This is a genomic window from Mesorhizobium sp. M1295 (genome assembly GCF_040318135.1).
Taxonomy (GTDB): domain Bacteria; phylum Pseudomonadota; class Alphaproteobacteria; order Rhizobiales; family Rhizobiaceae; genus Mesorhizobium.
This window is the reverse complement of record NZ_JAMYLU010000027.1, coordinates 50,697-76,833: the sequence shown is the minus strand read 5'-3', so window position 1 is coordinate 76,833 and position 26,137 is coordinate 50,697. Positions and strand designations below refer to the sequence as shown.

The 26,137-nt window shown below is 61.4% G+C and carries 25 protein-coding genes and 1 tRNA gene; 8 read left to right on the top strand and 18 right to left on the bottom strand.

What is annotated here, in order from left to right:
• Positions 1 to 60 precede the first annotated feature (60 nt).
• The gene (locus NKH29_RS27920) at positions 61 to 318 is read left to right on the top strand and encodes a DUF2076 family protein (protein ID WP_353001054.1); all 258 of its coding nucleotides are present in this window, start codon (positions 61 to 63) and stop codon (positions 316 to 318) included.
• Between the two features lie 90 nt (positions 319 to 408).
• On the opposite strand, the gene NKH29_RS27915 is transcribed toward NKH29_RS27920, so the two are convergent.
• The 9 genes from NKH29_RS27915 to NKH29_RS27875 all read right to left on the bottom strand — a co-directional run bounded on the left by NKH29_RS27915 (position 409) and on the right by NKH29_RS27875 (position 9,817).
• Positions 409 to 993: a hypothetical protein gene (locus NKH29_RS27915; RefSeq protein WP_352789982.1), complete on the bottom strand. Its 585-nt coding sequence runs from the start codon at positions 991 to 993 to the stop codon at positions 409 to 411.
• 207 nt (positions 994 to 1,200) lie between these two features.
• A complete protein-coding gene (locus tag NKH29_RS27910; RefSeq protein WP_023717587.1) occupies positions 1,201 to 2,019 on the bottom strand; it encodes an MBL fold metallo-hydrolase in 819 nt (272 codons plus the stop codon).
• 3 nt (positions 2,020 to 2,022) lie between these two features.
• A complete protein-coding gene (locus NKH29_RS27905; protein WP_352587521.1) occupies positions 2,023 to 2,817 on the bottom strand; it encodes a TatD family hydrolase in 795 nt (264 codons plus the stop codon).
• Complete coding sequence (metG, locus tag NKH29_RS27900) at positions 2,817 to 4,403, bottom strand: methionine--tRNA ligase (RefSeq protein ID WP_353001055.1); 1,587 nt, start codon at positions 4,401 to 4,403, stop codon at positions 2,817 to 2,819. Before metG ends, NKH29_RS27905 begins: the two co-directional genes overlap by 1 nt.
• 120 nt (positions 4,404 to 4,523) lie before the next feature.
• Complete coding sequence (locus NKH29_RS27895) at positions 4,524 to 5,579, bottom strand: DNA polymerase III subunit delta' (protein WP_353001053.1); 1,056 nt, start codon at positions 5,577 to 5,579, stop codon at positions 4,524 to 4,526.
• On the bottom strand, positions 5,576 to 6,250 hold the full coding sequence (gene tmk, locus NKH29_RS27890) for a dTMP kinase (RefSeq protein WP_352482558.1): 675 nt from the start codon (positions 6,248 to 6,250) through the stop codon (positions 5,576 to 5,578). Before tmk ends, NKH29_RS27895 begins: the two co-directional genes overlap by 4 nt.
• A gap of 64 nt (positions 6,251 to 6,314) precedes the next feature.
• Entirely contained in the window at positions 6,315 to 7,445 is a 1,131-nt protein-coding gene (locus NKH29_RS27885; RefSeq protein WP_036244342.1) for a D-alanyl-D-alanine carboxypeptidase family protein, read from the bottom strand.
• Between the two features lie 132 nt (positions 7,446 to 7,577).
• A complete protein-coding gene (locus NKH29_RS27880; protein WP_353001052.1) occupies positions 7,578 to 8,795 on the bottom strand; it encodes a septal ring lytic transglycosylase RlpA family protein in 1,218 nt (405 codons plus the stop codon).
• A 275-nt stretch (positions 8,796 to 9,070) separates the two neighbouring features.
• Positions 9,071 to 9,817 (bottom strand): hypothetical protein, encoded by a 747-nt coding sequence (locus NKH29_RS27875; protein WP_245278523.1) that lies wholly within the window; start codon positions 9,815 to 9,817, stop codon positions 9,071 to 9,073.
• Positions 9,818 to 10,264: 447 nt separating this feature from the next.
• On the opposite strand from NKH29_RS27875, the gene NKH29_RS27870 reads away from it, so the two are divergent.
• The 4 genes from NKH29_RS27870 (at position 10,265) to rimO (ending at position 13,166) form a co-directional block, all read left to right on the top strand.
• Positions 10,265 to 10,354 (top strand) — tRNA-Ser (locus tag NKH29_RS27870).
• Between the two features lie 91 nt (positions 10,355 to 10,445).
• Positions 10,446 to 10,853, top strand: a complete 408-nt coding sequence (locus tag NKH29_RS27865) for a DUF930 domain-containing protein (RefSeq protein WP_353001051.1) — start codon at positions 10,446 to 10,448, stop codon at positions 10,851 to 10,853.
• Between the two features lie 193 nt (positions 10,854 to 11,046).
• The gene (locus NKH29_RS27860) at positions 11,047 to 11,706 is read left to right on the top strand and encodes a TerC family protein (RefSeq protein WP_023717595.1); all 660 of its coding nucleotides are present in this window, start codon (positions 11,047 to 11,049) and stop codon (positions 11,704 to 11,706) included.
• Between the two features lie 146 nt (positions 11,707 to 11,852).
• On the top strand, positions 11,853 to 13,166 hold the full coding sequence (rimO, locus tag NKH29_RS27855) for a 30S ribosomal protein S12 methylthiotransferase RimO (protein ID WP_352482563.1): 1,314 nt from the start codon (positions 11,853 to 11,855) through the stop codon (positions 13,164 to 13,166).
• Between the two features lie 66 nt (positions 13,167 to 13,232).
• Here rimO and NKH29_RS27850 read toward each other — a convergent pair whose 3' ends face one another.
• The 8 genes from NKH29_RS27850 to NKH29_RS27815 form a co-directional block, all read right to left on the bottom strand.
• Entirely contained in the window at positions 13,233 to 14,300 is a 1,068-nt protein-coding gene (locus tag NKH29_RS27850) for a BMP family ABC transporter substrate-binding protein (protein WP_023717597.1), read from the bottom strand.
• Positions 14,301 to 14,347: 47 nt separating this feature from the next.
• Positions 14,348 to 15,268: an ABC transporter permease gene (locus NKH29_RS27845; RefSeq protein ID WP_031193566.1), complete on the bottom strand. Its 921-nt coding sequence runs from the start codon at positions 15,266 to 15,268 to the stop codon at positions 14,348 to 14,350.
• Positions 15,268 to 16,380, bottom strand: a complete 1,113-nt coding sequence (locus tag NKH29_RS27840) for an ABC transporter permease (RefSeq protein ID WP_353001050.1) — start codon at positions 16,378 to 16,380, stop codon at positions 15,268 to 15,270. The genes NKH29_RS27845 and NKH29_RS27840 overlap by 1 nt, the downstream gene beginning before the upstream one ends.
• The gene (locus NKH29_RS27835) at positions 16,377 to 17,942 is read right to left on the bottom strand and encodes an ABC transporter ATP-binding protein (RefSeq protein ID WP_353001049.1); all 1,566 of its coding nucleotides are present in this window, start codon (positions 17,940 to 17,942) and stop codon (positions 16,377 to 16,379) included. The genes NKH29_RS27840 and NKH29_RS27835 overlap by 4 nt, the downstream gene beginning before the upstream one ends.
• Before the next feature lie 179 nt (positions 17,943 to 18,121).
• Positions 18,122 to 19,099, bottom strand: a complete 978-nt coding sequence (locus tag NKH29_RS27830) for a quinone oxidoreductase family protein (protein ID WP_023717601.1) — start codon at positions 19,097 to 19,099, stop codon at positions 18,122 to 18,124.
• Between the two features lie 18 nt (positions 19,100 to 19,117).
• Positions 19,118 to 19,933 (bottom strand): phosphatidylcholine synthase, encoded by an 816-nt coding sequence (gene pcsA, locus NKH29_RS27825; protein ID WP_352716674.1) that lies wholly within the window; start codon positions 19,931 to 19,933, stop codon positions 19,118 to 19,120.
• Positions 19,930 to 20,544, bottom strand: coding sequence for a DUF1326 domain-containing protein (locus tag NKH29_RS27820; protein WP_353001048.1), 615 nt, complete (start codon positions 20,542 to 20,544; stop codon positions 19,930 to 19,932). Before NKH29_RS27820 ends, pcsA begins: the two co-directional genes overlap by 4 nt.
• 13 nt (positions 20,545 to 20,557) lie before the next feature.
• Entirely contained in the window at positions 20,558 to 21,496 is a 939-nt protein-coding gene (locus tag NKH29_RS27815; RefSeq protein WP_353001047.1) for a DUF2182 domain-containing protein, read from the bottom strand.
• Between the two features lie 61 nt (positions 21,497 to 21,557).
• On the opposite strand from NKH29_RS27815, the gene NKH29_RS27810 reads away from it, so the two are divergent.
• Both NKH29_RS27810 and hspQ read left to right on the top strand, forming a co-directional pair.
• A complete protein-coding gene (locus NKH29_RS27810) occupies positions 21,558 to 22,769 on the top strand; it encodes a UbiH/UbiF family hydroxylase (protein WP_353001046.1) in 1,212 nt (403 codons plus the stop codon).
• A gap of 220 nt (positions 22,770 to 22,989) precedes the next feature.
• The gene (gene hspQ, locus NKH29_RS27805) at positions 22,990 to 23,313 is read left to right on the top strand and encodes a heat shock protein HspQ (protein ID WP_352482577.1); all 324 of its coding nucleotides are present in this window, start codon (positions 22,990 to 22,992) and stop codon (positions 23,311 to 23,313) included.
• 131 nt (positions 23,314 to 23,444) lie between these two features.
• Here hspQ and NKH29_RS27800 read toward each other — a convergent pair whose 3' ends face one another.
• Entirely contained in the window at positions 23,445 to 24,074 is a 630-nt protein-coding gene (locus NKH29_RS27800) for an invasion associated locus B family protein (RefSeq protein ID WP_023717607.1), read from the bottom strand.
• Positions 24,075 to 24,304: 230 nt separating this feature from the next.
• Between NKH29_RS27800 and NKH29_RS27795 the strand changes: the two genes are divergently transcribed.
• Complete coding sequence (locus NKH29_RS27795) at positions 24,305 to 26,125, top strand: extracellular solute-binding protein (RefSeq protein ID WP_353001045.1); 1,821 nt, start codon at positions 24,305 to 24,307, stop codon at positions 26,123 to 26,125.
• The last annotated feature ends 12 nt before the right edge of the window (positions 26,126 to 26,137 follow it).

Here is a 26,137-nt window from a genome sequence, read left to right as displayed (position 1 = left end):
CGCTAAACACGGGGGCTGCGCGGCGGACACGCCGACGTCACAGCTACTGCCACGCCATTTTTGCAGAACTTGACGCACACAACTGCGGAGGAGCCACAAGACCAGTCACAGCGGGCCGGCGGCGGGTTCCTTGCCGGCGCCGCGCAGACCGCGATGGGGGTGGCAGGCGGCGTGCTGCTCGGCAATGCGATCGCCGGCATGTTTGGCGGCAGCGAAGCGCAGGCAGCCGAACGGCCGGCACCGCAGCCGGACGAAGCCGACCAGGCAGACGATGCCAGCTCCGATAATGGCGGTGACTTCGGGGATATGGAATTCTGACGAGCGACCCAGCCTGTGCCGGCGCTCGTGACGATTGCCGGTCACCGGGTAGGCGGGGGCAGCATCCGGCAAGCGAGCCCTCGCCGGCGGCTAATAGCCCAAGCGCTTCAATTCAGCCTTGACCGCCCTGATCGTCTTGAAACGGAAACGCTTCGTCGTGCCGTCGCGCCATCCGCAGTCGCAGGTGGCGTCGAACTTTTGACTCACTTTCAATTGCGTCAGCGCCTTCTGGCCCGGTTTGGGGGCGTCGAAGATGCGAACTTCGTAGAGCGTCCCCGAAACGTCGTAGTGCGAAACAGGCCAGGCAAGTATGACAGTCAGTTCCTTTGCCGGATCGTGATCGGCGTTGACGAGGCCGAGCGCTGTAATCTCTGGCGTGCCGCCTTCGTGTTCGCCAAGCGTGACCTGGATTGTACGGTACCCGTCGGGTTGCTGCTGTAGTGCGACGAGTGGGCGTTCCGGATATTCCTCAGTGGTCTGGTAATCGACGAACAGTGTCTGGAGGCCGTTCCAGGTCACGGCTGTGGTGTGCGGATCAGCGTTGTCCGCGAACCCAACCACGCGTTTCGCGAAAGCCAGGTCATTCTCGCCTGGCGCACGATCAAAGTCCTGCGCTCGCGCGTCAGTGAATGCGCAGGCGAGGGTGAGGGCAAGACTTGCAAGCAGTGTGTTCATGATTCGCAACCCTAGCACCGCGTTGCCCCACAAATGCTGTCTCGCTGCCAACGGACGCTACAGGCTTCAGTGGACGCTACAGGCTTCAGTCGCATAAGATAGATTATGGAACTGACATGGCCGATAGGACGTGGCGAAGATAGCATAAGCGAGCCGCTGGGCGGTTTGGAGCGAACTCTGTAACCCAGCTATGAAAACCTTGGTCCTTTACGCTGATTTGTAAGGGATTTCGATCGTCATGCCGTCATAGGCAGGCTCGACGTTGGCCGGCGTCTCGGCCATTACCGTGGCGTAGTCGAGCGGCACATGCATATGCGTCAGCACCGCGTTCTTCGGCGCCAGTCTTTCGATCCAGCCGAGCGCCTGGCCAAGCGACAGATGGCTCGGATGGAAGGTGTATTGCAGCGCGTCGATGACCAGCATGTCCAGCCCGCGCATACGCTCGGCTGTCGCTCCCGGAAAGTCGCTGATGTCAGGGCAATAAGCGAGATTGCCGATACGAAAACCCAGCGAGATGATGTCGCCGTGGATTTGCGGCAGCGGTTCGATGGTGAGGGCGCCGCCCTCGCCTTCGATCACCACCGGCCTGTTGTGGTCGATGATATGGGCGTTGACGATCGGCGGATACGAACTGCCTTTCGGTGTTTCGAAACAGTAGCGGAACGCTTCCCTCAGCCGCAGCATGGTAACCTGATCGGCATGGATGTCGATCCGGTGGCGCTGCTCGAGCACGAAGCCGCGCAAATCGTCGATGCCGTGGATGTGGTCGGCATGCGGATGCGTATAGACGACCGCATCGATGCGCCTGACCGATGCCAGCAGCATCTGCTCGCGAAAATCCGGGCCGGTGTCGATGACGACCGTGGTCCTGGCGCCATTCGCCGCGATCCGCTCGACGAGCGCTGCGGTGCGCATGCGCCGGTTCTTTGGGTTGGTCGGATCACAATTACCCCAGTCGCCGGTGATGCGTGGCGTGCCCGGCGATGAGCCGCAGCCGAGGACGGTAAGACGCAACCGATCGCTCATGCGTCAGGCGCCCGGCGCGCTCGGGCGCGGCATTTTCCTGAACAACCGGAAGAAATTGTCGGTGGTGATAGCAGCGATCTCGGCCTCGCTGACGCCGATCGTGTTGGCCAGCACCTTGGCTGTATGCGCGACATAGGCAGGCTCGTTGCGCTTGCCGCGAAACGGGATCGGCGCAAGGTATGGCGCGTCGGTTTCGACCAGCAGACGGTCGCGCGGCACATCGGCGGCGACGGCGCGCAGCTCGGCGGAGTTCTTGAAAGTCAGGATGCCGGAAAACGAAACGTAGCCGCCGAGCGCCACGCCGATCTCGGCCAGCCGGCGCCCCGATGAAAAACAGTGCAAGATGAAGGGGAAGGCGCCCTTCCCTGTTTCTTCTTCGAGGATATCAGCCATGTTGTCGTCGGCGTCGCGTGAATGGATGACCAGCGGCAGACCGGTCTCACGAGCCGCGGCGATGTGGGTGCGAAAGCCCTGCGCCTGTGCATCGCGCGGCGCATGATCGTAGAAATAATCGAGCCCGGCCTCGCCGATCGCCACCACCTTGTGATGATCGGACAGCCGCACCAGATCCTCGACAGTCACATCAAGCTCTTCGGCCGCATTGTGCGGATGGGTACCGACCGAGCAATAGACCTCATCGAAAGTCTCCGCAATCTCAAGCACTTGTTGAAACCGCTTCACCCGCGTCGAGATCGTCACCATGCGGCCGACACCGGCCGCAAGGGCGCGGGCGACGATGGCCGCCCGCTCCTCGGCGAAATCCGGAAAGTCGAGATGGCAGTGACTGTCGACCAGCATCAGGCGCTTGTTTCCGTTTGCTCGACATAGCGTGGAAATACCGGTTCCGGCGCCGGCAGCGCCGTACCGGATACCAGCGCGTGATCCTCGGCGACATTCGCGAAATCGCGGCTGTCCGCCGGCACCGCCAATAGGTCGAGCAGCTTTGCCGCCGACTCCGGAATGAAGGGCTGGCACAGCAACCCGACACGCCGGATCACTTCAGCCGTCGTCCACAGCACCGTTTCCATGCGTGCCGGATCGGTCTTCTTCAGCGCCCATGGCTCCTGGCCGGCGAAATAGCGGTTGGCTTCCGCCACCACGCCAAAGATCGCCGCCAGCGCCAGATGGATGCCCTGGTCGGCCATCGTCCTGCGCGCCGTGACAAGGGCGGCATTGGCCTGATCGAGGATCGCCTTGTCGGCATTGCTCAATTCGCCGCGCTTAGGCACCACGCCGCCGCAGTTCTTGGCGATCATCGACAGCGAGCGCTGCGCCAGATTGCCGAGATCGTTGGCAAGATCGGCATTGGTGCGGTTGACGATGGCATCGTGACTGTAGCTGCCGTCCTGGCCAAACGGCACTTCGCGCATGAAGAAATAGCGCACCTGGTCAAGGCCGTAGTGCTCGATCATCGCGAACGGATCGACGACATTGCCGACCGACTTCGACATTTTCTCGCCACGGTTGAACAGAAAACCATGCGCGAACACGCGCTTCGGCAATTCGATGCCAGCCGACATCAGGAATGCCGGCCAGTAGACCGCGTGGAAGCGGATGATGTCCTTGCCGATGACGTGGGCGTTTGCCGGCCAGAAAGACCATCTCTCATTGGCCGGATCCGGATAGCCGGCGGCGGTGATGTAGTTGGTTAGTGCATCGACCCAGACATACATCACATGCTTCTCATCGCCGGGCACCGGCACGCCCCATTTGAATGTGGTGCGCGAGATCGACAGATCCTTCAGGCCGGATTTGACAAAGCTGATGATTTCGTTGCGCCGCTCCGCCGGTCCAACGAATTCGGGGCTGTTCTCGTAGAGCGCGAGCAGTCTGTCCTGATAGGCGGAAAGGCGGAAGAAATAGCTCTCTTCCTCGGTCCATTCGACGGGCGAGCCGAGTGGTTCGCGGCGCACGCCGTCGTCACCGACCTTGGTTTCGGCCTCGTCGAAATAGGCTTCCTGCCGCACCGAATACCAGCCGCTGTAGCGGTCGAGGTAGATGTCGCCATTCTCAGCCATGCGCGTCCAGATCGCCTGGCAGGCCTTGTAATGACGCTCCTCGGTGGTGCGGATGAAAACGTCGTTCGAGCAACCGGTCGCTTCGAGCATCGAGCGGAAGATCGCCGAGTTGCGATCGGCAAGCGCTTTCGGCGTTAGGCCTTCGGCGTCCGCCGTCTGCTGCATCTTCAAACCGTGCTCGTCGGTTCCCGAGACGAAGAAGACGTCCTTGCCGTCGAGCCGCTGGAAGCGGGCCAGCGTGTCGCTGGCGATGACATTGTAGGCATGGCCGATATGCGGCTTGCCGTTCGGATAGAAAATCGGCGTCGTGACGTAGTATTTTTCGCGTGCCATGGATGAGCCGTCATGAATGTCTGAATGAAAGATGTCGCGGTGAGATATCGCATCGAAACGGCAATTGCCATCCGACGCCAATGTGGTGGCTTCGAAGTTCCTGCGATTGATTGGGATCAATGCTCAGGGGCTTCAAAGCCATGCCAGCGGCCGTCACATTCGCATTGCAGAATTCAGGCGGTCGATCATGGTCAGGGCGTGCTGCTTCTTGTCGAGGTTGTAGGTCTCGGTTTCAGATATAGCGTTCAAAGCCTCGTGCCAAGTATCCGACAGCGTTTTGGCCCGCGCCAGATCGCCGGCCAGCGCGGCTTGGCTGGCGCCCTCCGACAGCAGGTCGAGCGCACGGCGATTGAAGATGTCGAACTGGATCGCCTGGTCGCGGCCGGCGACCGCATCGGCAAGACGGTAGGCGCCGGCGACATCTGTCTTTTTGGCCATCACCAGGGCGTCGAGGGTGGGGGCGATTTCCAGCCCGCCATATTGCGTCAGCAGGATCGCATTGCGGGCGCTGCCCCCTGCCCGTTCCGCCAGCGCCGCGCGCGCCGCAGGATCCTCCGGTGGCGGTGGCTCGATGCCCTCCAGAACCGTCATCAAGCTCTCGGCATCGAGCGGCGCCAACCGCACCATCTGGCAGCGCGACCGGATCGTCGGCAGCAGGCTGCCCGGCGCATGGACGATGAGGATGAACAAGGTGCGCGCCGGTGGTTCTTCAAGATTCTTCAGCAAGGCATTGGCAGCATTGGTGTTCATGTCGTCGGCGGGATCGACGATAACCACCCGGTAGCTGCCGTCATGCGAGGTCAGCGACAGAAAGCGGCTGACCTTGCGGATCTCGTCGACGGTGACCACGGTCTTGAAGCTCTTGGTCTTGTCGTTTGCGGGGCGCGTAAGATGCAGCACCGAAGGATGCGCGCCGGTGGCGATCTGACGAAACAGCGACGATGCCGGGTCGGGAACGGCAAGGCTTTCCGGCGCCTGCCCGAAGGCCGGGTGCTTCAACAGGTGATGCGCCAGGTGAAAGGCCAGCGTCGCCTTGCCGATGCCGACCGGCCCGGCAAAGATCAGCGCGTGCGGCAGCTTTCCCGAGCGATAGGCGGCGGCAAGCATATCGGCGGCCTGAAGATGTCCGACGAGACGCGGCGTCTCGGATGGCTCCGGCACCCCGTCCAGCGTATCGTGCTGTTCGGGTGCGATGCGTTCGAAAATCATGCCGGCGCCGCCTGTCTGCTTTGCGCCGGCATCATCTTCTCGAGAGCCGCGAAGACGGTGGCGGTAACGACATCCTCCACCGTGTCCGGGTCTGCTGATGCATCGACGACGACGCAGCGTTCGGGTTCAGCCGCGGCGATGGTCAGAAACGCCTCGCGGCGGCGCTGGTGGATGGCCAATGTTTCCTTCTCGAAGCGGTCCGGGCCGTCACTGCTGCCCCGTCGGGCGGTAGCGCGCCTCAGTCCCTCGGCGGGGTCGATGTCGAAGATCAGCGTCATGTCCGGCACCATGCCGTTGATGGCGACCTTCTCCAACGCGTCCATGAATGCCGGGTCGAGGCCTCCGGTGACGCCCTGGTAGACGCGAGAGGAATCCATGAAGCGGTCGCAAAGCACGACCGAGCCGCGCTCGACTGCCGGCCGGATGACCTGTTCGACATGGTCGGAACGCGCGGCGGCGAAAAGCAGCGCTTCCATCTTGGGGCCGAACGGCTCGGCTGCGCCTGAAAGCAGGACATGCCTGACCGCCTCCGCGCCCGGCGAGCCACCCGGCTCACGCGTCACCAGTACATCGTATTTCTTGGCGCGCATCTTCTTTGCCAGCCGCCCGATCTGCGTCGACTTGCCTGCTCCTTCGCCGCCTTCAAAAGTGATGAAAAATCCGCGCGCCAAAGCCTTTGTCCATACTTCGGGGACCGTATAGTCCCGGCGGGAAAAAAGGTCCACCGCGACGGTGCTAACGCAGCCAGCCGACGGCCAGTTCCTTGGCGGCATCGAGCGCGCGTTGCGGCAACGAACCGACACCGATCGACTCGGCGGCAAAAAGCGGCGTCTCCTGGCTCAGCGTATCGCCGATCCAGACGCGCAGCGTACCCACCGGCTGCCCCTCCTCCACCGGCGCTGCCACCGGTCCGTCATAGACAATCCTGGCGGTGAGCTTGTCGCGGTTGGCGATCGGTAGGAAGATCTCCACGGGTCCATTAGCCTTTAACGCGACGCCGGATTTGGAGCCGCCAAAGACCTGGGCTTCGCCAACCACTTCGTCCTTGGCGAATATCTCCGTCTTCTCGAACGAGCGAACGCCCCAGTCGAGCAGCTTTCGCGCTTCCTCGGCGCGCTCGCGGTCGTTTGCCAGTCCGCTCATTGCCGCAATCATCCTTGTTCCATTGTGGCTGACCGAGCCGACTATGCCGAATCCGGATTGCTCGCTGGCGCCGACTGCAAGGCCGTCGGCGCCTATATCCATGGCCAGCAACGGGTTGCGGTTCCTCTGGGAAATCTTGTTCCAGCTAAAATCCTTCTGGCCATAATAGCGGTAGAGATCCGGGTAGTTGCGCCAGATATGCAGGGCCAGAAGCGCAAGCTCGCGAACGCTCGTTTGCTGCCCGTCGGCCGGCAGACCGGTGGAATTGACGAAGGTCGATTTCTGCAAGCCGATCTGGCGGGCGCGCTCGGTCATCTGCGCCGCGAAATTCGCTTCGGACCCGGCCATTCCTTCAGCGATGACGATACAGCCGTCATTGGCCGCCTGCACGGTCACGCCCTGGATCAGGTCCTCCAGCCGGATCGTCGACTTGAGTTTCGCGAACATGGTCGATGTCCCCGAAGGAGCGCCGCCCTTGCGCCAGGCGTTCTCGCTGACCACGAAAGTGTCGTCGAGCGTCATGCGCCCTGATTTGATGGCGTCGAAGACCACTTCCATCGTCATCAGCTTGGCCAGCGAGGCCGGCGGGATCAACCTGTCCGCATCCTTGGAAAACAGCACGGTGCCGGTTTCGGCGTCGATCATGAAGGCCTGCGCGGCCTTGGTCTCGAAAAGCTGTGCTGAGACCGGCACAAGCGAGAGCAGCAGCAGGCCGAGCGTCATGAGCCCGGTGGAAGGACGGAAAAATTTCATCGGGTTCGACCAGTCAGCCGGCGCTCTTTTGCAAGTTGGCCGAAGCTAGCAGGCTTTTCCACGGCGGATCAATCGCGCACGAGAAAGCCAGGCGACCCGCCATCAGTTGCGTACGGCAAGCGCATCCGGCGCACCATGCGACCACGCGGCCTGCAGCATCTCGTCCAGGCTGCCATGGCCGTCGGCATAGAGGTTGACCGAGTACCAGCCTTTGCCGTCGAGTTCGGAGCGCTGGATCTCGGTCTTGCCGAAGCTGGAAAGTTGGGCCGCCACCCGCTCGGCTTCGGCGGCATCCTCGAACGAACCCGCCGCGACATAGTCCGTGGGCGACCCGGCTGGAGGAGCTTGCCGTTTCCAGGATTGAAGAATCTCGGCGGGCGACATGCCGACGCCATCCAGCGCGGCGAAGGCGTTGGAGGCGCGCTGCACGCGCTCATTGGCATAGGACAGCGACGCCACAGTGAATGGCGATTGCGCCGGCAGGTTGATTTCCGGACGCTCCGGCACGATCGGTCCAAATTCGGGCAGCGTCACATCGCCGGAGGCCGGTGCCTGCGTCGCAACGACAGCTTCCGATGCCTGCCCGGAATTCGTCAGCTGACCGGGGAACGGCACCACCGCGGCGCTTACCGGCAGGCTCGGCGACGGCCCATTCATGGCGACCATGACACCGCTGGGCAGACCGTCCGATGGATCCGGTGCCCTGTTGCCGGGATGGTACGAGGCCATCAGATATTGACCGTCATTGCCTTCGAGCGGCGCACGGCCGACATATTCGACCTTCACCTCCGCCGTACCGATATTGGCATAATCGAGCATTTCAGCAGCGCGCTTAGACACATCGATGATGCGTCCATCATGATAGGGTCCGCGATCGTTGACGCGCACGATCACCGAACTGCCGGTCTTCATGTTGGTTACCCGCGCATAGCTCGGCAGCGGCATGGTCGGATGCGCCGCCGTCAGATCTGCCATGTCGTAGACTTCGCCGTTGGCGGTCAACCGGCCGTGGAAGGCCTCACCATACCAGGATGCGAGGCCAACCTTGGCGTAACGCTTGTCTTCCTTTGGATAGTACCACTTGCCGCGCACCTGATAGGGTCTGCCGAGCTGATCGCGTCCGCGAGACGTCTTGAACATCACGCGCGGGCTGGCTTTCACACCGTATTCGGCTTCGGAAAAATATTCCTTGGAGCGTGGTTTCTTGTTGACCATCGCCTTTTGCTGCGGCCCGGCACATGCCGCAAGAAAGGCTGCCGACAAGGCAAACAGCGCGAAAGCGGAAGCGCGACGAAGACGCGGGCGCGCCGTAGTCTGCATTTTCGATTGTCCCCTACAGTCTCGACGAAGGCACCGCAGCTTTAACGTTGGCGGTGCCAAAGCACCCACTCCAGAAACGCCGGCGACTCCCAACCCCAATCCTTTTGTGCGCAGGAATTGTTTATCACCGTATTAACCGATTGTGGTCGGAACCGGGCGAGATTGTGGCACGACCGTCTCGCCGATCGGCATGAAAATCATCGCGTATCGATCACCAGCGCCATTCGTGCCCGCACGCTTTGCTGCCCGGCGTTGGCATGTCTCCGAGCGCAGATTCAGGGACCGAATATCACAAGCTCGGTGAACGTCAGATCTCCAAGTGCGGGTGGTCTGGGGCCCTTGAAGTATTTCAGCCCCTTGTTGGCGCGGTACCACCCCAACAAACCTGGAATCGGCTCCTTGGCGTCGACAAAGCAAACCAGGATTCCCCTTCGCAAGAGAAAGCGCCCCACGGCACCGGCGCACCGGCTTAAATCCGCGAGCGAGCGGCAATAGATGATCTGATGGCATCGGATAAGACCGTGCAACATTCGGCGCGGCATCAACACCAAGGGAAACGCTGCTCCGTCGCAAATGCAGATCAACGACAGGCAGCCCAGCGTGGAGTGTTCAGAGAGTATGTATCTCTCACTCTCGGACAGCATCGCCAATTCCGGAAGATCGGGACGCGCTTCGAGCACGCGACATGACCGCTGCGCCGAACTTAATGCCGGCACGAAGGTAAATTGTCCGCTGGAGAAGAGCCGAAAGCCGAGCGCCCGGTTGGCTTTCAATGTCGCTTGTGCCGGCGAAATGTTCGTGTAGGTCACATCCCTTCGCTTGAGAACCGCCGCAACCAACATGGCGCCGTAGGGACGGAATTCTGCGTCGACTGACCAGCTTGAAAGATTGCAGCGGATTTCGTCGCCCTCCGACCCCTGGTAGCGAGCATAAAGGGTGAGCACAACGCCGACGATCCGACCGGCATGCTCCAAAACAAAGCCATATTGTGGGAACTCGGCAACTGCGGGCCGCTGCGACAAACGGGTCAGAGCCTGTATCCAGTAACTCCGGTTACGCGCCGGAAAGCCCCTGCACAGACAGTCGACCACTCCCTCCCAGTCGGTTTCTCGAATTGGTCTACAGCGAAGACCGGGCGGGAGAGCGCCAAGTACGGCCAAAATCAACTCCGGAATACGATTTACTTACATGTGTTTAATGCGCCCAACATATCGGCGCACAACGATTAATAGTCTGTGCGGGTTTTAAAAACGATTTTCCACACTCAGCACAAAACACAGGTCGCCATGCCGGGCTGCTCATCGTCCTGAATCGCGCCCAAAGGTGCGGTCGCCATGGTTGACTTGGTGTTGAATGCGGCTTTACAGGAATGAAGCGCGAACCGGTCGGGGAACGTCCTGGTGCCAATCCGGTACCGACTGCTCGAACCCGCCCTCTCGCGATATCCTAAGTGATTGAAAAATCACCTTGGAGGGATGGCCGAGCGGTTTAAGGCACCGGTCTTGAAAACCGGCGTGGGTGCAAGCCCACCGTGGGTTCGAATCCCACTCCCTCCGCCATTTGAAGCCTTGTCCCGAAAGCAATCTCCTGGGCTTGCGTCGAGATGACCGGGAAGTGACCCCCCGATCGGGTTGATTTCTCCGTCCGAATATGATGCTTCTCCCGCCTATGAATAAACTATTTTCTGCGGTTTTCGCATGGACGATAGTGGCTTGGCCGGCCACCGCGATGGACAGCGCATTGCACGCCGGCCTGCTGAAACTCGATCCGCAAACCCGGCTGGAGCAGAGATGCGACGCCGAAATTCTCGACCGGATTACCCGCGACGACCACAAATACAGAGCCGATCGCGTCGTCGCTTACGCCTTTGCGACGCCCGAAATGGGCGCCGATGCGATCAGGAGCCCGGGCGCTGCGTTTCGCAGCAAGGGACAATGGTACCGGCTGAAATTCAAATGCGAGACAGCGCCGGACCATATGGAGGTCCTGCAGCTCCGCTACCGGATCGGCGACGAAATTCCCGAAAGCGACTGGCCCAAATACAATCTCTACAACTAGGCATTCGCGACCTCTGGCCGCATTTTCGCCGGTGTTTCGGGCCGATCGTCGCAAACTCTGTATGTTGCCGCCGTGACGGGCGGTTTGCCGACCTTGTTCCAACCAGTCCCTTGACGCGCGGGAACCATACACGTTAGGGCCTCCAGGCATTCGACGCGAACGGCCGGCCAACCAGCAAGGGAACTCCCAGTCGATGGAAATTTTCACCGCCGCGGGCTTTTCTGCCCTGCTCCAGGTCATCGCCATCGATCTCGTGCTTGCAGGCGATAACGCCATTGTCATCGGCCTTGCCGCTGCCGGCCTGCCGGTCGAGCAGCGCAAGAGAGCGATCCTTATCGGCGTGGTGGCGGCGACGGTGCTGCGCATCGGTTTTGCAGCTATCACTGTCACTCTGCTCCAGATTGTCGGCCTGCTGCTGGCCGGCGGCATCCTGCTGCTGTGGGTGTGCTGGAAGATGTATCGCGAACTGCGCACCTCCCATGCCGACGAAGTGGAGGCGACCGAGGCGTTGTCCAATTCCGATATCAACAGCGATAATATGGTGGCCGGGAAGGCGCGTAAGAAGACGCTGGGTCAGGCTGCATTGCAGATCGTCATCGCCGACGTCTCTATGTCGCTCGACAACGTGCTGGCAGTCGCCGGCGCAGCGCGCGATCACTTCCAGGTGCTGGTGATCGGCCTGGTCCTGTCGATCGCGCTGATGGGCCTTGCCGCGAGCTTCATCGCCAAGCTGCTGCACCGCCATCGCTGGATCGCCTATATCGGCCTTTTGATCATCTTCTATGTCGCACTCGATATGATCTATCGAGGCGCGGTGGAAGTCTTGCCGCATGTCAGCAGTGCGGTGAGCTGACGCATCGACTCGAATTCGCATCGGCCGGCACTTCGACTTCGGCCAGCCTTCGGGGGCGCTTGCGTTTCGCTGCAGCCGCTGCCCATACCAATGCGGCAACAACTGTGGTACTGCGCCGCCAATCCTGAAAATCCGGAAAAGCTTTGATGTCCGCCCCTCGTGTCAGCTTCGTCAGTCTTGGATGCCCGAAAGCCCTTGTGGATTCGGAACGCATCATCACGCGCCTGCGCGCCGAAGGCTACGAGATCGCCCGCAAGCACGACGGCGCCGACCTGGTCGTCGTCAACACCTGTGGCTTCCTCGATTCGGCCCGCGACGAATCGCTCAACGCCATCGGCTCGGCACTTTCGGAGAATGGCAAGGTCATCGTCACCGGCTGCCTCGGCGCCGAACCGGACGTCATCCGTGAAAGACATCCCAACGTCCTCGCCATCACCGGCCCGCAAGCTTATGAAAGCGTGATGGCGGCAGTGCATGAGGCCGCTCCCCCGAGCCACGATCCCTATATCGACCTTTTGCCGCCGCAGGGCGTCAAGCTCACGCCGCGCCACTATGCCTATCTCAAGATTTCGGAAGGCTGCAACAACCGCTGCACCTTCTGCATCATCCCGGCGCTGCGCGGCGATCTCGTATCGCGGCCGGCCGCCGACGTGTTGCGCGAAGCCGAGAAGCTGGCCAAGGCCGGGGTCAAGGAGATCCTCGTCATCTCGCAGGACACCAGCGCCTACGGCATCGACATCAAATACCAGACCAGCATGTTCGGCGATCGCGAAGTGCGGGCGAAATTCCTCGATCTGTCGGAAGAGCTGGGTAAGCTCGGTGTCTGGGTGCGCATGCACTATGTCTATCCCTATCCGCATGTCGCCGACGTCATCCCGCTGATGGCCGAAGGCACTATCCTTCCCTATCTCGACATCCCGTTCCAGCACGCCTCGCCGCAGGTGCTGAAGAACATGCGCCGGCCCGCCCATGGCGAAAAGACGCTCGAGCGCATTCGCGGCTGGCGCGAGGTTTGTCCGGATCTCGCCATCCGCTCCACCTTCATCGTCGGTTTCCCCGGCGAGACGGACGACGATTTCGAGATGCTGCTCGACTGGCTGGACGAGGCCAGGATCGATCGTGCCGGCTGCTTCAAATACGAGCCGGTCAGAGGCGCCCGTGCCAACGAGCTCGGCCTCGAGCAAGTGCCGCAGGAGGTCAAGGAAGCCCGCTGGCACCGCTTCATGCAGCGCCAGCAGAAGATCTCGGCAACGCAACTCACCAAGAAAATCGGCAAGCGCCTGCCGGTCCTGATCGACGAAGCACATGGCAATTCGGCCAAGGGCCGGACCAAATACGATGCGCCCGAAATCGACGGTTCGGTCCATATCCAGTCGCGGCGGCCGTTGCGCGCCGGCGACATCGTCACGGTCAAGATCGATCGTGCCGACGCTTACGACCTCTACGGCTCGGCGGTCTGATATCGTTCAATCCAAAACAAAAAGGGCGCCGCGTGGCGCCCTTTCGTTCGATGTGTTTCCGGTTGCTTACTGTGGCAGCTTGTCGTCGACGCCCTTCACGTAGAAATTCATCCCAAGCAGCGTGCCGTCGTCAGCGACCTCGCCGTCCTTCAGCCATGGTGTGCCGTCCTGCTTGACGATCGGCCCGGTGAAGGGATTCCAGCCGTCGGCTATCTTCTTGGTGGTGGCCTCGGCCATCACCTTGACGTCGTCGGGCATATTGGTGAACGGCGCCAGCTTGACGGCGCCGTCCTTGATGCCGAGCCAGACATTGTCGGGCTTCCAGGTGCCGTCGAGCGCCGCCTGGACCCGGCTGATGTAGTACGGGCCCCACTCGTCGGTCAGCGAGGTCAGCTGCGCGTGCGGCGCGAACTTGATCATGTCGGAGGACTGGCCGAAGCCGTGCAGCTTGCGCTCCTCCGCCACCTGCAAAGCAGCGGTCGAGTCGGTGTGCTGGACGATGATGTCGGCGCCTTGGTCGAACAATGCCTTGGCTGCGTCGGCTTCCTTGCCCGGATCGAACCAGGAGTTCACCCAGACGATCTTCGCCTTGAAGTTCGGGTTGATCGACTGCGCGCCGAGCATGAAGGAATTTATGCCCATCACCACTTCCGGGATCGGGAAGGAAACGATGTAGCCGGCGACGCCCGACTTCGATTGCTTGGCGGCGATCTGGCCAAGCACGTAGCGGCCTTCATAGAAACGCGCATTGTAGATGCCGAGATTTTCGGCCGTCTTGTAGCCGGTGGCGTGCTCGAACATCACCTTGGGGAATTTCTTGGCGATCTTCACTTCCGGGTCCATGAAACCGAAGGACGTGCCGAAAATGATCTTGCAACCTTCGCGTGCCAGGCGTTCGAAGGCGCGATCGGCGTCGGGGCCTTCGGAGACGTTCTCGAGATAGGCGGTCTCGACCTTGTCGCCGAGTGCCTTTTCCACCTCGAGGCGGCCTTGGTCGTGCTGGTAGGAGTAACCGAAATCGCCTATCGGGCCGGTATAGACCCAGCAGGCCTTCAACTTGTCCGCCGCCTCGGCTGACGCCGCCAGTGACAATGCGGCCGTCGTCGCCATCAGGGCAATAAGCAGTTTTTTCATTGTGTTACCTCTCTGAGTTAAGCCTTGGAGCTTCCGTCTTTTTGTTGTCAACGATCCGGAACGAAGGGCTGGCCCAGGGAAGCCGGCGTGTTCATCATCGTCAGACGCTTGTTACGCGAGATTAGAACGAGAACCACGACGGTTGCCAGATAGGGCAGCGAAGAAAGCAGTTGCGAGGGGACCGGAATGCCAAATGCCTGTGCATGAAGCTGGCCGATCCAGACCGCGCCGAAAATATAGGCGCCGGCTAACACCCGCCATGGCCGCCAGGAGGCGAAGACGACCAGAGCCAGCGCGATCCACCCGCGGCCGGCGGTCATGTTCTCCACCCATTGCGGTGTATAGACCAGCGACAGGTGGCCGCCGGCAAGGCCTGCACAAGCGCCGCCGAAAATCACCGAAAGATAGCGGTAGCGGATGACGTGGATGCCAAGCGCATGGGCGGATGCATGACTGTCGCCGATCGAACGCAGAGTGAGCCCGGTGCGGGTCTTGAACAGGAACCACATGACGGCGGCGGTCAGCGCGATCGAGATGTAGAAGATCGGATCCTGACCGAACAGCAGCCTGCCGACGATGGGGATTGCGGTCAGGCCGGGAATATCGAGGTTAGGCAACCTCTCGCCGGGCTGGCCGACAAAATTCGTCCCCATCATGCCGGAAAGACCGAGGCCAAGCAGCGTCAGCGACAGGCCGGTGGCCACTTGATTGGTGGCCAGCGACAGGGTCATGACCGCGAACAGAAGCGAGAACACTGCCCCCATGGCAATTGCCGCCAACAGCCCTATCCACGGCGAGCCGGTCAGATAGCCGGCGCCGAAACCGCCGACCGCGCCCATGATCATCATGCCTTCGACGCCGAGATTGAGCACGCCGGAACGTTCGACCACCAGTTCGCCGATCGCCGCTATCAGCAGCGGCGTCGCCGCCGTGGCGATGGTCAAGAGGATGTTGACGGTGATGTCCATCAGCGGGCTTCCTCCAGCTTCGGTGCTGCCTCGAGTTTCGGCGCGGAAAGGCCGGTCAGGCGGATGCGATAGTGAATGAGCGTGTCGCAGCCGAGCACGAAGAACAAAAGCATCCCCTGGAACACGCGCGCCACCTTGTCGGAGATGCCGAGCGCGCTTTGCACCGCCTCGCCGCCGAGATAGGTCAGCGCCAGCACAAGGCCGGCGGCAACGATGCCCAGCGGATTGAGCCGGCCGAGGAATGCCACGATGATGGCGGTAAATCCGTAGCCGGGCGAGATCACAGGCTGCAACTGCCCGATGGCGCCAGAGACCTCCGAAATGCCGGCAAGCCCGGCCAGTGCGCCCGATAGCAGAAAGGCAAAGAAAACCATGCGGCTGAGGCCAAAACCGGCGAAGCGCCCTGCCCTCGGGCTCGAGCCGAGTACGCGGACCTCGAAGCCTTTCAGCATACGGCTCATCAGAATCCAGATCAGCACTGCCGCGATCAGCGCGAAGACAAATCCCCAGTTCGCCCTGCCGGATTCCGGGAGGAGTTCCGGAAGGATAGCCGAGTCGTTGAACTGGATGGTCTGCGGGAAACCATGACCCTGCGGATCGCGCCACGGCCCGCGCACCAGCCAATCGAGGAAGAGCTGGGCGACATAGACCAGCATCAGGCTGGTCAGGATCTCGTTGGTGTTGAAGCGCGTCTTCAGCAGTGCCGGGATTGCGGCATAGGCGGCCCCACCGATCATGCCAAAAAGAAGCATCAACGGCAGCACCAATGGGCCTTCGAACTGCGGAAACAGCACGGGGAAGATCGAGCCGACAATGCCGCCCAGGATGAACTGGCCTTCGGCGCCGATGTTCCAGATGTTGGCCTTGTAGCAGACCGACAGTCCGACCGCGATCAGGATCAGGGGGGCGGCCTTGATCGCCAGTTCATGCATCTGCCAGACTTGGCTGATCGGTTCGATGAAGTAGATGCGGAACGCGGTCAACGGGTTGACGCCGAGCAGCGCGAACATGATGGCGCCAGCAATGATCGTCAAAACGAAAGCGATGAAAGGCGACAGTGCTGAAAACAGCATCGAGCGCTGCGGGCGTTTTACAAGTTCGAGGCGCATCAAGCCGTCTCCAACGTATGTTCGGCATGCCCGGGTTCGGCGCCGCCCATCAGCAGTCCGATCTTCTCGAATGTCGCTTCAGCTATCGGCAGCGGCTTCGACAGTTCGCCATTGTGCATGACCGTGATCGCATCGGAAATCTCGAACAGCTCGTCGAGGTCCTGGCTGATCACCAGCACCGCCGAGCCGCTGCGCGCTAGCTCGATCAGCGCCTGGCGGATATGGGCCGCCGCACCCGCGTCGACCCCCCAGGTCGGCTGATTGACCACCAGGACGCTTGGCCGGCGGTCGAGTTCGCGGCCGACGATGAATTTCTGCAGATTGCCGCCCGAAAGAGCCGCAGCCTCCGGATCCGGCGCGCTCTTGCGCACGTCCATCACCTTTATGATGCGCTGGGCAGCGGTATAGATTGCATCGCTCTTGACCATTCCACCGGCGCCGACAAGCATCTTGCCGTCGGTGGCGTGGCGCGACAGGAGCAGGTTCTCCGAAAGCTTCATGCGGGGTGCTGCGCCATGGCCGAGCCGCTCTTCCGGGACGAAGGCAGCGCCCATCAGGCGCCTGCCGGTGATGGTGAGGCCTCCGGCATCCTTGCCGCGGATGCGGACCGAGCCGGCATCCTGCTGCAGCACCTCGCCGGAAACGGATTCGAAGAATTCGCCCTGGCCGTTGCCGGCCACACCGGCAATGCCGATCACCTCGCCGGCGCGGACCTCGAGATTGATGTTCCTGAGCGGGATCGAGAACGGGGTCGCCGGCTTGCGGGTGAGTTCGCGGATTTGAAGCAGCACCGGCGCGGTCTCGATATCTTCGGCCGGCGCCCGCACCACAGCCTGAACCTCGTTGCCCACCATCATCCGCGCCAACGAAGACGCGGTTTCCTGGCGCGGATTGCAATGGCCGACCACCTTGCCGTGACGCAGCACGGTGGCGCGGTCGCAAATGCGTTTGACCTCTTCCAGCCGGTGCGAAATGTAGAGGATGGATTTTCCTTCCGAACGCAGCCGCTCGAGCGTCTCGAACAGCTTATCGGCTTCCTGCGGCGTCAGCACCGAAGTCGGCTCGTCCAGGATGATGAGTTGCGGCGTCTGCAGCAGGCAGCGGATGATTTCGATACGCTGACGCTCGCCGACCGACAGATCACCGACCAGCGATAGCGGATCGAGAGGCAGGCCATAACTGTAGGAGAGCGCCCTCGCCTTGGCCGCGATCGTGCTGATCGGCGAGCCGTCATCCAGCGAGAGCGCGATGTTCTCCGCTGCCGTCAGCGCTTCAAACAGCGAAAAATGCTGGAAAACCATGCCGATGCCGAGCTTTTTTGCGGCGCCGGGGCTGGTGATCCTGACCGCCTGGCCATTCCAGAAAATCTCACCTGAATTCGGTTCCAGCGATCCGAACAGCATTTTCACCAGCGTCGACTTGCCGGCGCCGTTCTCGCCAAGCAACGCGTGGATCTCGCCCTTGGCGATGTTGAGATCGACATGGTCGCACGCCGTCAGCGTGCCGAATATCTTGGTGAGGCCGCGAACCTCCAGCAGGTTTGCGCCGTCTTGATCTGCACTCACAGTGCCTCCATCTGGTTTGCCAGATATGTTCTGTGTTCCCGCAAGCATCGTATGCGCGCCCTGCTCTCGACGGTAAGCGCCTCACGACTTGAAAGAGCTTCAAGAATTTCAGCGGAAACTCAAGCGGTAAAGCGCAGTTCGCAAGAACCGCGGCGTCGGCGGGCCGAAACTGCGGGCGCTCAGGGGATAAGTATCGTTGTCCCGGTCGTCCTGCGCCCTTCGAGATCGGAATGCGCCTTGCCGGCATCGCTGAGCGCGTAACGCTGATTGATCTTGATCTTGACGGCACCGCTGAGCACGACATCGAACAAGGCGGCGGCGGAAGCCTCGAGGTCCTCGCGCTTGGCATTATAGACGAACAGCGTCGGCCGCGTTGCGAACAACGAGCCCTTCTGCGCCAGCAATGAGATGCTGAAGGGCGGGATCGGCCCAGACGATTGACCGAAGCTGACGAACGTGCCGAGCGGCCGCAGGCAATCGAGCGAGGCCGGGAACGTATCGTTGCCGACCGAATCGTAGACAACGTCGCATTTCTTGCCACCGGTGATGGCGGCAACACCGGCGACGAAATCCTGCTCGCGATAGTTGATCACGTGGTCGAAGCCGTGCGCCTTGGCGAGCTCGATCTTGTCGGTCGAACTTGCGGTGCCGATCACCGTCGCGCCGAGATGCTTGGCCCATTGGCCGAGGATCAGCCCGACACCGCCGGCCGCCGCGTGAAACAGGATCGTATCGCCCGCCTTCACTTTGAACGTACGGCGCAACAGGTACTCGGCGGTCATGCCCTTCAGCATCATAGCCGCGGCCTGTTCGTCGCTGATGCCGTCAGGCACCTTCACCACGCGGTCGGCGGCGATCACGCGCTGCCCGGCATAGGCGCCGGTGGTCACCGCATAGGCGACGCGATCCCCGGGCGTCAGCCAGTCGACATCTGTGCCGACCTCCAAAACCACGCCGGCCGCCTCACCGCCGGGGATCAGCGGAAATCCGCCCTGGGGCGGATAAAGGCCCGAGCGATAATAGACGTCGATGAAATTGAGACCTATCGCGGTGTGCCTGACCAGAATCTGCCCCGAGCCCGGCCGCCCGGGATCGGTATCCTCATAGGTCAGGACCTCCGGACCGCCATTGGCGTGGATGCGGATCGCTTTGGACATTTTCCGGCTCTCTTGGGATCAGGCTTTCTTGTCCGGCTTGGCGCCGAGATTTGGAAAGAACTGCATGATAGCGCCGATGCAAGCTAGGTAAAGCCCGGTGACCGTAATTCCGATCTTGATGAAATCGCTGACCTGCTCGCCCAGCACGCCGATCTTGTCATAGAAGGAGGCAAGCGCGGCCTGCGCCAGCGCCAGCGCGCCGAAAGCACACCAAAGCAGCGTCATGCCGAGATTGACTGGCCGCAGCCGCTTCACCCGCACCGGATGGATGAAATGGATCGGCACGAAGGTGAGAATGCCGGCCACCACGACCACGGCGAAGGAAACCCATTGTCCGGGTTCGATGACGAACAGCGTGAACACCACCATGTTCCAGACGACTGGAAAGCCCTTGAAGAAATTCTCCTTCGTCTTCATGCCGGTATCGGCATAGTAGATTGCGCTCGACACCACGATGATCGCCGCCGACAGGAACGACAAGCGCTCGCCCATGAAGCCGCGCTGATAGAGCGCGAAGGCCGGAATCAGCACGTAGGTCACGTAGTCGATGATGTTGTCGAGGAGTTCGCCCGACCATGTCGGTAGGATTTCCTTGACGTCGAGCTTCCTGGCGATCGGCCCGTCGATGCCGTCGACGAACAGCGCCAGCCCTAGCCACCAGAACATCGCCGTCCAGCGCTGCTCGCTTGCTGCGACCAGCGACAGAAACGCCAGGAATGAGCCCGACGCGGTCAAGAGATGGACCGAGAACGCCCGCGCCTGCGGCCATGTGACTTTCTTCTTCGGCCGCGGAATCCGGTCGGCGATTTTCCTGGCCGTCGTCTTCTTGCTCACGGTCCCCGCCAGTCCAGCTTGCAGATTTCGGCCGAGCGGCCGGCAAAGTTCCAGTTGCGGCCAAAGGCCCGCATTTTGCTCCTGTCGGATTTGGCGACGATGATCTCCGGCGCGATCCAGTATTCCGAATTGGTGATGACCGTATCCTTGTCGCGATCCTTGCCGGTGATCGGCGTCACCGCGCCATCGATGATCTTCGGTATCTGAAAGACGCGCGTTTTCTCACGCGTCTCGTAGGTGATCGGCACCTGCTCGGCGCCGAGGAACTGTCCGACCAGGATCGAGAGCAGCGATGTGGTTCCGCCGGCCTTGCCGGTGAATATCTTCGTCAGTGCCTTCACAGCGTAGACCGAGGCGCGCTTGTCGATGAACAGGCCGGCAGTCCAGTTGCCGCGGCTCATATAGCCGGGGATTTCCATGATCAGCCCAAGATTGAGACCAGACAGGTCGACCTCGCCGAAATGGCCGGCATCGATGCGGAATCCGGCCCAGGTCTGGCAATAGCCTTCCGTCGGCGGATGATTGCCGAGCGACAGCACGCAAGGGCAAAAAACCGTGCAATTGCAGGAGAGGACGAGCTCTCCCTTCATTGCCCAGTTTTGGTCTGTCATCGAATTCTCCCCCTCATGTCGAGACTACTAGCAGCGTGGCTGCCCAGACAAGCAGTATCGCGCCGGCCAGCCGCGTCGGCAGATTGCCTGCCGTCTGTTTTTCGACCAGGCTAAACAGGCCGATGAGCGCCATCCAGAACACGTTCATCACGCCGACGGCAAACATTACCAGCATCAGCGCCCAGCAGCATCCAAGGCACCACAGGCCCTGCTCCATGCCGAGCCGGAAAATGCGAATGGGCCTGGCGCTCCAGTTGGCGAACAGGACCGAGAACGGATTTCTGCACTTCTCCAGACAGGCTTCCTTCAGCCAGCTGAACTGATAGAGACCAGCGATCGACAGCGCGGCTGCTCCGGCAATTCCAACCGCCGGATCGAGCATCTGCCCGGGTGACGCGAATGCATCGACTGCTAGCGTCAGGGCTGCGAACATTGCCGAGACGGCAAGCCAGACGCTTAAATATCCAGCCACCAGGACCAACGGATGGGCGACCGGCTCCCTCTTGATCCTGGCGGTATCTGCGATCTCGCAATAGGTCCGGATCATCGGCGCCGCGGAGGGCAGCATGGTCGCGATGGCCATCAACAGCCACATCGCGGTGAGTGCCCCGCCTTGCGCGCCTAGGCTTGCGTGAAGCGGCGCCGGCGCAAGGCAGAGGGCGAAGAAACGCGCAAGGAAATCCGGCAGCGGCAGTTGCGGCAGATATCTCAGCATAGTGTCACCGGGTGCATCGGTGCCCGGGAGCCGGCTTACGGCACCACGAACTGCAATTGCGCCGAGAAGGAGCCATGCAAGGGCGATGCCCATGCCAGCAACAACGCTCACCGTCAGTCGAGGGCTGCGCGCAACGCTCGCCATCGCACGGCCGATACCGTCCAGGTGGCTGAAATCGTCTTGTTGGCCGGTCATGGCAACCGAATGGGCCGAATCGCCGCGTTGATCAAGCGACATCACCTGACCTATATGGACCGGCAGGTCGGATAGGCCTCACCTCGCAATCGGGAAGCCGAATTTGGATCATCGGGAAACAGCACGGATACTCGTTGCCGGCAGCGGCCCCGCAGGGCTGATCGCGGCGCTTGGCTTTGCCGAGACCGGCTTTCCGGTGACGCTCGTCGGACCCGAGGCAGCCGGCCCCGATGCCCGGACGACAGCCTTGATGAACCCTGCCCTGAGGATGTTAGAACGGCTCGGGATCCTGGATAGAATCAGGCCGCACGCAGCGCCGCTCAAGGTGATGCGCATCGTCGATGCAACAAGCCGGCTGATCCGCGGCCCGACAGTGACCTTTCGCGCCAGCGAGATCGACGAAGAGCAATTCGGACTGAACGTGCCCAACAGCGTTCTCAACCGCGCGCTAGCCGAGGCTGTCGGCGCGCATGCGGGCATCGAGTGGCGAAAGTCGATGGTGGAGGCATGGCGCCTCGATGCCGACCATGCCCATGCCGTTCTCGCCGACGGCAGCGAGATTGAGGCGTCGTTGGCGGTTGCCGCCGATGGCCGTCAGTCGCCGGCCCGCGAGGCAGCCGGCATCCGGACATCGGTCCGATCCTATCCGCAGGCGGCGCTGGTGCTCAATTTCGGTCACCGCAGCGACCATGCCTTTACTTCGACCGAATTCCACACCGAGACCGGTCCGTTCACACAGGTTCCCCTGCCCGGCAACCGGTCCAGCCTTGTCTGGGTGCTCGAGCCCGATACCGCCAGGGACCTTGCAGCACTTGACGACGCCGAGCTTTCGACGCGGGTCGAACAGCGGATGCAATCGATGCTGGGCCGCGTGTCGGTTGAGCCCGGCCGACAGGTCTACCCCCTTTCAGCGGTGAGCCCGTGGCGGTTTGCGCAGCACCGCGTGGCGCTTGTCGGCGAAGCCGCCCATGTGTTTCCCCCAATCGGCGCGCAAGGCCTTAATCTCGGCATCAGGGACATCGACGACCTGATTGGTACCGCAAGCAGAAATCGCTCGGACCCGGGCGCCGCCAAGGCGCTTGCGACCTATGATTTCAAGCGGCGGCCGGACATCCTGGCGCGCAGCAGCGCGGTCAACCTGCTCAACATGTCGTTGCTTTCCGACATGCTGCCGGCCCAGTTGGCGCGCAGCGCTGGTCTTGGCGTGCTTGAAGGGTTTGCGCCGTTGCGGGCGTTTTTTATGCGCGAGGGTCTGCGACCCGGCAGCGGTTTTGCGGCATTTTTTGGTGGATTGCGAAAACCGGCTGAGCGCTAGCGATCTTGGGTACCGCCCTTGCTCCGCATCTTGCCAACTCAACCCGGCGTCACGCGCTTCGGGATTGAATTGACGCAGAGTCTGCGCCAAATAACGAACATGTCGACGGCAAGGTCTGGACCAATCTTTGCCGGACCGATGCGTTAGAGTCTAAAGTCTTGGAGCGTTCCTTGCGTGTTCCAGGATGCGTGGCGTCCAAGAAGTTCAAGTGGTGAGTGCGATGAAGACAGCCAAATTCTCGATCGGACAGGTGGTTCGCCACCGGCTGTTTCCGTTCCGCGGCGTCATTTTCGATGTCGACCCGCAATTCGCCAACACCGACGAATGGTACGAGGCGATCCCCGCTGACGTGCGGCCGCGCAAGGACCAGCCCTTTTATCATCTGCTCGCCGAGAATTCGGAAACGGAATACATCGCCTACGTGTCCGAGCAGAATTTGCTCGAGGACCGGTCGGGCGAACCGGTCCGGCATCCACAGATAGGTGAGATGTTCGAGAAGAGGCCGGACGGGCGCTACGAACCGAAGCACCAATCGAGACATTGATGACTTAGCTAGGACTTGGCCGGCTTGAGACATGGCTGGACCCGACAATCAGCCGGTTCAGCAAAAAAAGCGGGGCATGAACCCCGCTTTTTGTTTGTTCGAAAACCCGTCGATCAGTTGGCGGCAGTCGATCAGTTGGCGGCCTTCGCCTTTTCCTGCTCTTCCTTGAGCTTCTTGGCAAAATCCTGGTTGTTCTTGGCGACGAACTCCTGGAGCTTCTTCTGCCGGTCCTCGATGTCCGACTGCTGCAGCGGCGGGCCGTCGAAGGCGCCGCTGAAGCCGGTCAGCGCAATCTTGATCGGATTCGGCTGGTTCTGGAAATTGATCGAGGTCAGTGTCAGCGCCGATCCCTTCTTGAAGGATGCGACGAGCTGATCGGTCAGCGGCACTTCCGCCACGCAGCGGTCCGGGAAGCAGATCACATAGTCGAGCTTCTGCGCCTTGCCGCCGTCGATCTGGAGGCCGATGCCGGGAGGAACCAGCCGGCCGGTCGGAACCGTCACCTGGAACACCTTGCGGTTCACCTTGCCCTTCAATTCGATCAGGCTGACGCCGGTGATGAGCTGGCCGTTGCCGGCGGTGGTGATGTTCTGGACATTGCAGATGTCGACGTCTTCCTGCTTGGTGCAGGCCTTGAACCAGCCTTGCGGAATCTGCTGTTGCTGCTGCGCGGAAGCAGCGGGAATCCCGGCGCCGAGAATGCCGACCACGCCAGCGGCCATGACCGACAGGCGGTACGCGTTGCTGTTCAGGCTGGTCATGTCGTGCATTCCTCTCAAATGATCCCGGAACCGGCTTTTTCGCGCCGTGTGGTCCAGCTACCTGTTGCCGAAATGAGGCAACAGAATGACTTCGGACGGCGTGTTACACTGCAAGCGATGCCGAATCCAGCCCGAGCCTCGCGAATCTTGGCCGAAGGATTGGCTCAGGGGGTTGGCCGGTGCACGACCGGCTCATGTATGCTGCGCATCGAATCGGGAAGGAGACGGTCATGGGCCGCGTTGTCATTTGGCTGATCGCCACAATGTTGTTTGTCGGCCTTTCCCTGCAACCGGCCCTGTCGGAACCGAAGCACGCGCTTGCCATGCAGGGCGAGCCGGCGCTGCCGGCCGACTACAAGCATTTCAACTACGTCAACCCCGACGCGCCGAAGGGCGGCAGCATTACCTATTGCGTCGTCTGCAGCTTCGACAATCTGAATCCATTCATCCTGAAAAGCCTGCGCACGACGGCGCGCGGCATGATGGATCAAGCCTTTGGCAATCTCGTCTTCGAGCCGTTGATGCAGCGCAACTACGACGAGGCCTTCAGTCTCTACGGCCTGCTAGCCGATACCGCCGACATGGATCCCGAGCGCAAGGGCATCGAATTCCACCTCGATCCCAGGGCCAAATGGTCGGACGGCGAACCGGTGACGCCGGAAGACGTGTTGTTCACCTATGACGTCTTCACCGAGAAGGGCCGGCCACCTTACAGCCAGCGGATGAAAGCGATTGCCAAGCTCGAAAAGACCGGCGACCGCAGCGTGCGCTTCACCTTCAACGACAAGGCCGACCGCGAATTTCCGCTGATCATTGCGCTGACGCCGATCATCCCGAAACACGCTTTCAACAAGGACACATTCGACAGGACCACGCTGAAGCCGGTGGTCGGCAGCGGCCCTTACACGGTGGCGCAAGTCGTGCCCGGCCAGCGCATCGTGTTCAAGCGCAATCCGGACTATTGGGGCAAGGACGTTTCGTCCAAGCGCGGCTTCGACAATTACGACCAGATCACCATCGAATATTTCCTCAACGCCAACGCCAAGCAGGAAGCGTTCAAGAAAGGCATCTGCGCCATCGACGACGACAGCGACCCGGTCAAACGCGAGCGCGATCTCGACTTTCCGGCCTTCCACCGGGGCGAGGTCATCGCCGAAACTTTCGACACCGGCATTCCGCCGGTGGTCAACGGTTTTCTGTTCAACACGCGGCTGCCGAAATTTTCCAATCCGGTCGTGCGGCGTGCGCTCGGCATGCTCTACGATTTCGAATGGGCCAACAAGAATCTATTCGGCGGCAAATACACGCGAACGATGAGCTTTTGGCAGAATTCCGAACTCTCCGCGCTCGGCCACCCGGCCAGCGAAAAGGAAAAGGCCCTGCTGGCCCCCTACCCCGGCCGCGTGCCTGCAGATGTCATGGACGGCACCTACAGGCCGTCTGTCACCGACGGCTCTGGCCAGGACCGCAAGGTGCTGAAGGCCGCATTCGAGCTGCTGAAGAGCGCAGGCTATACGGTGCAGGACGGCGCGATGCTCGATCCCGAGGGAAAGCCGTTCGGTTTCGAGATCCTGACCGCCTCGCAGGACGAAGAGCGACTTGCCGCTATCTATCAGCGCACGCTTGAGAAGCTCGGCATCGATGTCGGTATCCGCAGCCTCGACGGTGATCAGATCCAGTCGCGCAAGCAGCGTTTCGATTTCGAGGTGCTGGTCGGCTCGACCGGTTTCAACAACTCGCTGTCGCCCGGTATCGAGCAAACCGGGCGCTGGGGATCCGCTGCCGCCAAGGCCGAAGGCTCGTTCAACCTCGCCGGCGTCGCCGATCCGGCGGTGGACGCGGCGATCGAGGCGATGTTGAGAGCTCGCTCGAAGGAGGACTATGTCGCCGCCGTCCGCGTCCTCGACCGGCTGTTGATCTCCGGTAACTACATGGTGCCGACGCAGCACAACAACCGGCAATGGCTCGCTTATTGGAACTATCTGGAACATCCGCAAAAGACGCCCATATACGGTTATCAGTTGCCGACCTGGTGGCGCAAACCGAAGTGACCTCTTCAGAAC

What these genes read in the sequence shown, in the direction of transcription:
- NKH29_RS27915 (WP_352789982.1), bottom strand. Translation starts at nt 993, where the DNA reads ATGAACACACTGCTTGCAAGTCTTGCCCTCACCCTCGCCTGCGCATTC.
- NKH29_RS27910 (WP_023717587.1), bottom strand. Translation starts at nt 2,019, where the DNA reads ATGAGCGATCGGTTGCGTCTTACCGTCCTCGGCTGCGGCTCATCGCCG.
- NKH29_RS27905 (WP_352587521.1), bottom strand. Translation starts at nt 2,817, where the DNA reads ATGCTGGTCGACAGTCACTGCCATCTCGACTTTCCGGATTTCGCCGAG.
- NKH29_RS27895 (WP_353001053.1), bottom strand. Translation starts at nt 5,579, where the DNA reads ATGATTTTCGAACGCATCGCACCCGAACAGCACGATACGCTGGACGGG.
- NKH29_RS27885 (WP_036244342.1), bottom strand. Translation starts at nt 7,445, where the DNA reads ATGACGCTCGGCCTGCTGCTGCTCTCGCTTGTGCCGGTCTCAGCACAG.
- NKH29_RS27880 (WP_353001052.1), bottom strand. Translation starts at nt 8,795, where the DNA reads ATGCAGACTACGGCGCGCCCGCGTCTTCGTCGCGCTTCCGCTTTCGCG.
- NKH29_RS27865 (WP_353001051.1), top strand. Translation starts at nt 10,446, where the DNA reads ATGATGCTTCTCCCGCCTATGAATAAACTATTTTCTGCGGTTTTCGCA.
- NKH29_RS27860 (WP_023717595.1), top strand. Translation starts at nt 11,047, where the DNA reads ATGGAAATTTTCACCGCCGCGGGCTTTTCTGCCCTGCTCCAGGTCATC.
- rimO (WP_352482563.1), top strand. Translation starts at nt 11,853, where the DNA reads ATGTCCGCCCCTCGTGTCAGCTTCGTCAGTCTTGGATGCCCGAAAGCC.
- NKH29_RS27850 (WP_023717597.1), bottom strand. Translation starts at nt 14,300, where the DNA reads ATGAAAAAACTGCTTATTGCCCTGATGGCGACGACGGCCGCATTGTCA.
- NKH29_RS27845 (WP_031193566.1), bottom strand. Translation starts at nt 15,268, where the DNA reads ATGGACATCACCGTCAACATCCTCTTGACCATCGCCACGGCGGCGACG.
- NKH29_RS27830 (WP_023717601.1), bottom strand. Translation starts at nt 19,099, where the DNA reads ATGTCCAAAGCGATCCGCATCCACGCCAATGGCGGTCCGGAGGTCCTG.
- NKH29_RS27820 (WP_353001048.1), bottom strand. Translation starts at nt 20,544, where the DNA reads ATGACAGACCAAAACTGGGCAATGAAGGGAGAGCTCGTCCTCTCCTGC.
- NKH29_RS27815 (WP_353001047.1), bottom strand. Translation starts at nt 21,496, where the DNA reads ATGTCGCTTGATCAACGCGGCGATTCGGCCCATTCGGTTGCCATGACC.
- hspQ (WP_352482577.1), top strand. Translation starts at nt 22,990, where the DNA reads ATGAAGACAGCCAAATTCTCGATCGGACAGGTGGTTCGCCACCGGCTG.
- NKH29_RS27800 (WP_023717607.1), bottom strand. Translation starts at nt 24,074, where the DNA reads ATGACCAGCCTGAACAGCAACGCGTACCGCCTGTCGGTCATGGCCGCT.
- NKH29_RS27795 (WP_353001045.1), top strand. Translation starts at nt 24,305, where the DNA reads ATGGGCCGCGTTGTCATTTGGCTGATCGCCACAATGTTGTTTGTCGGC.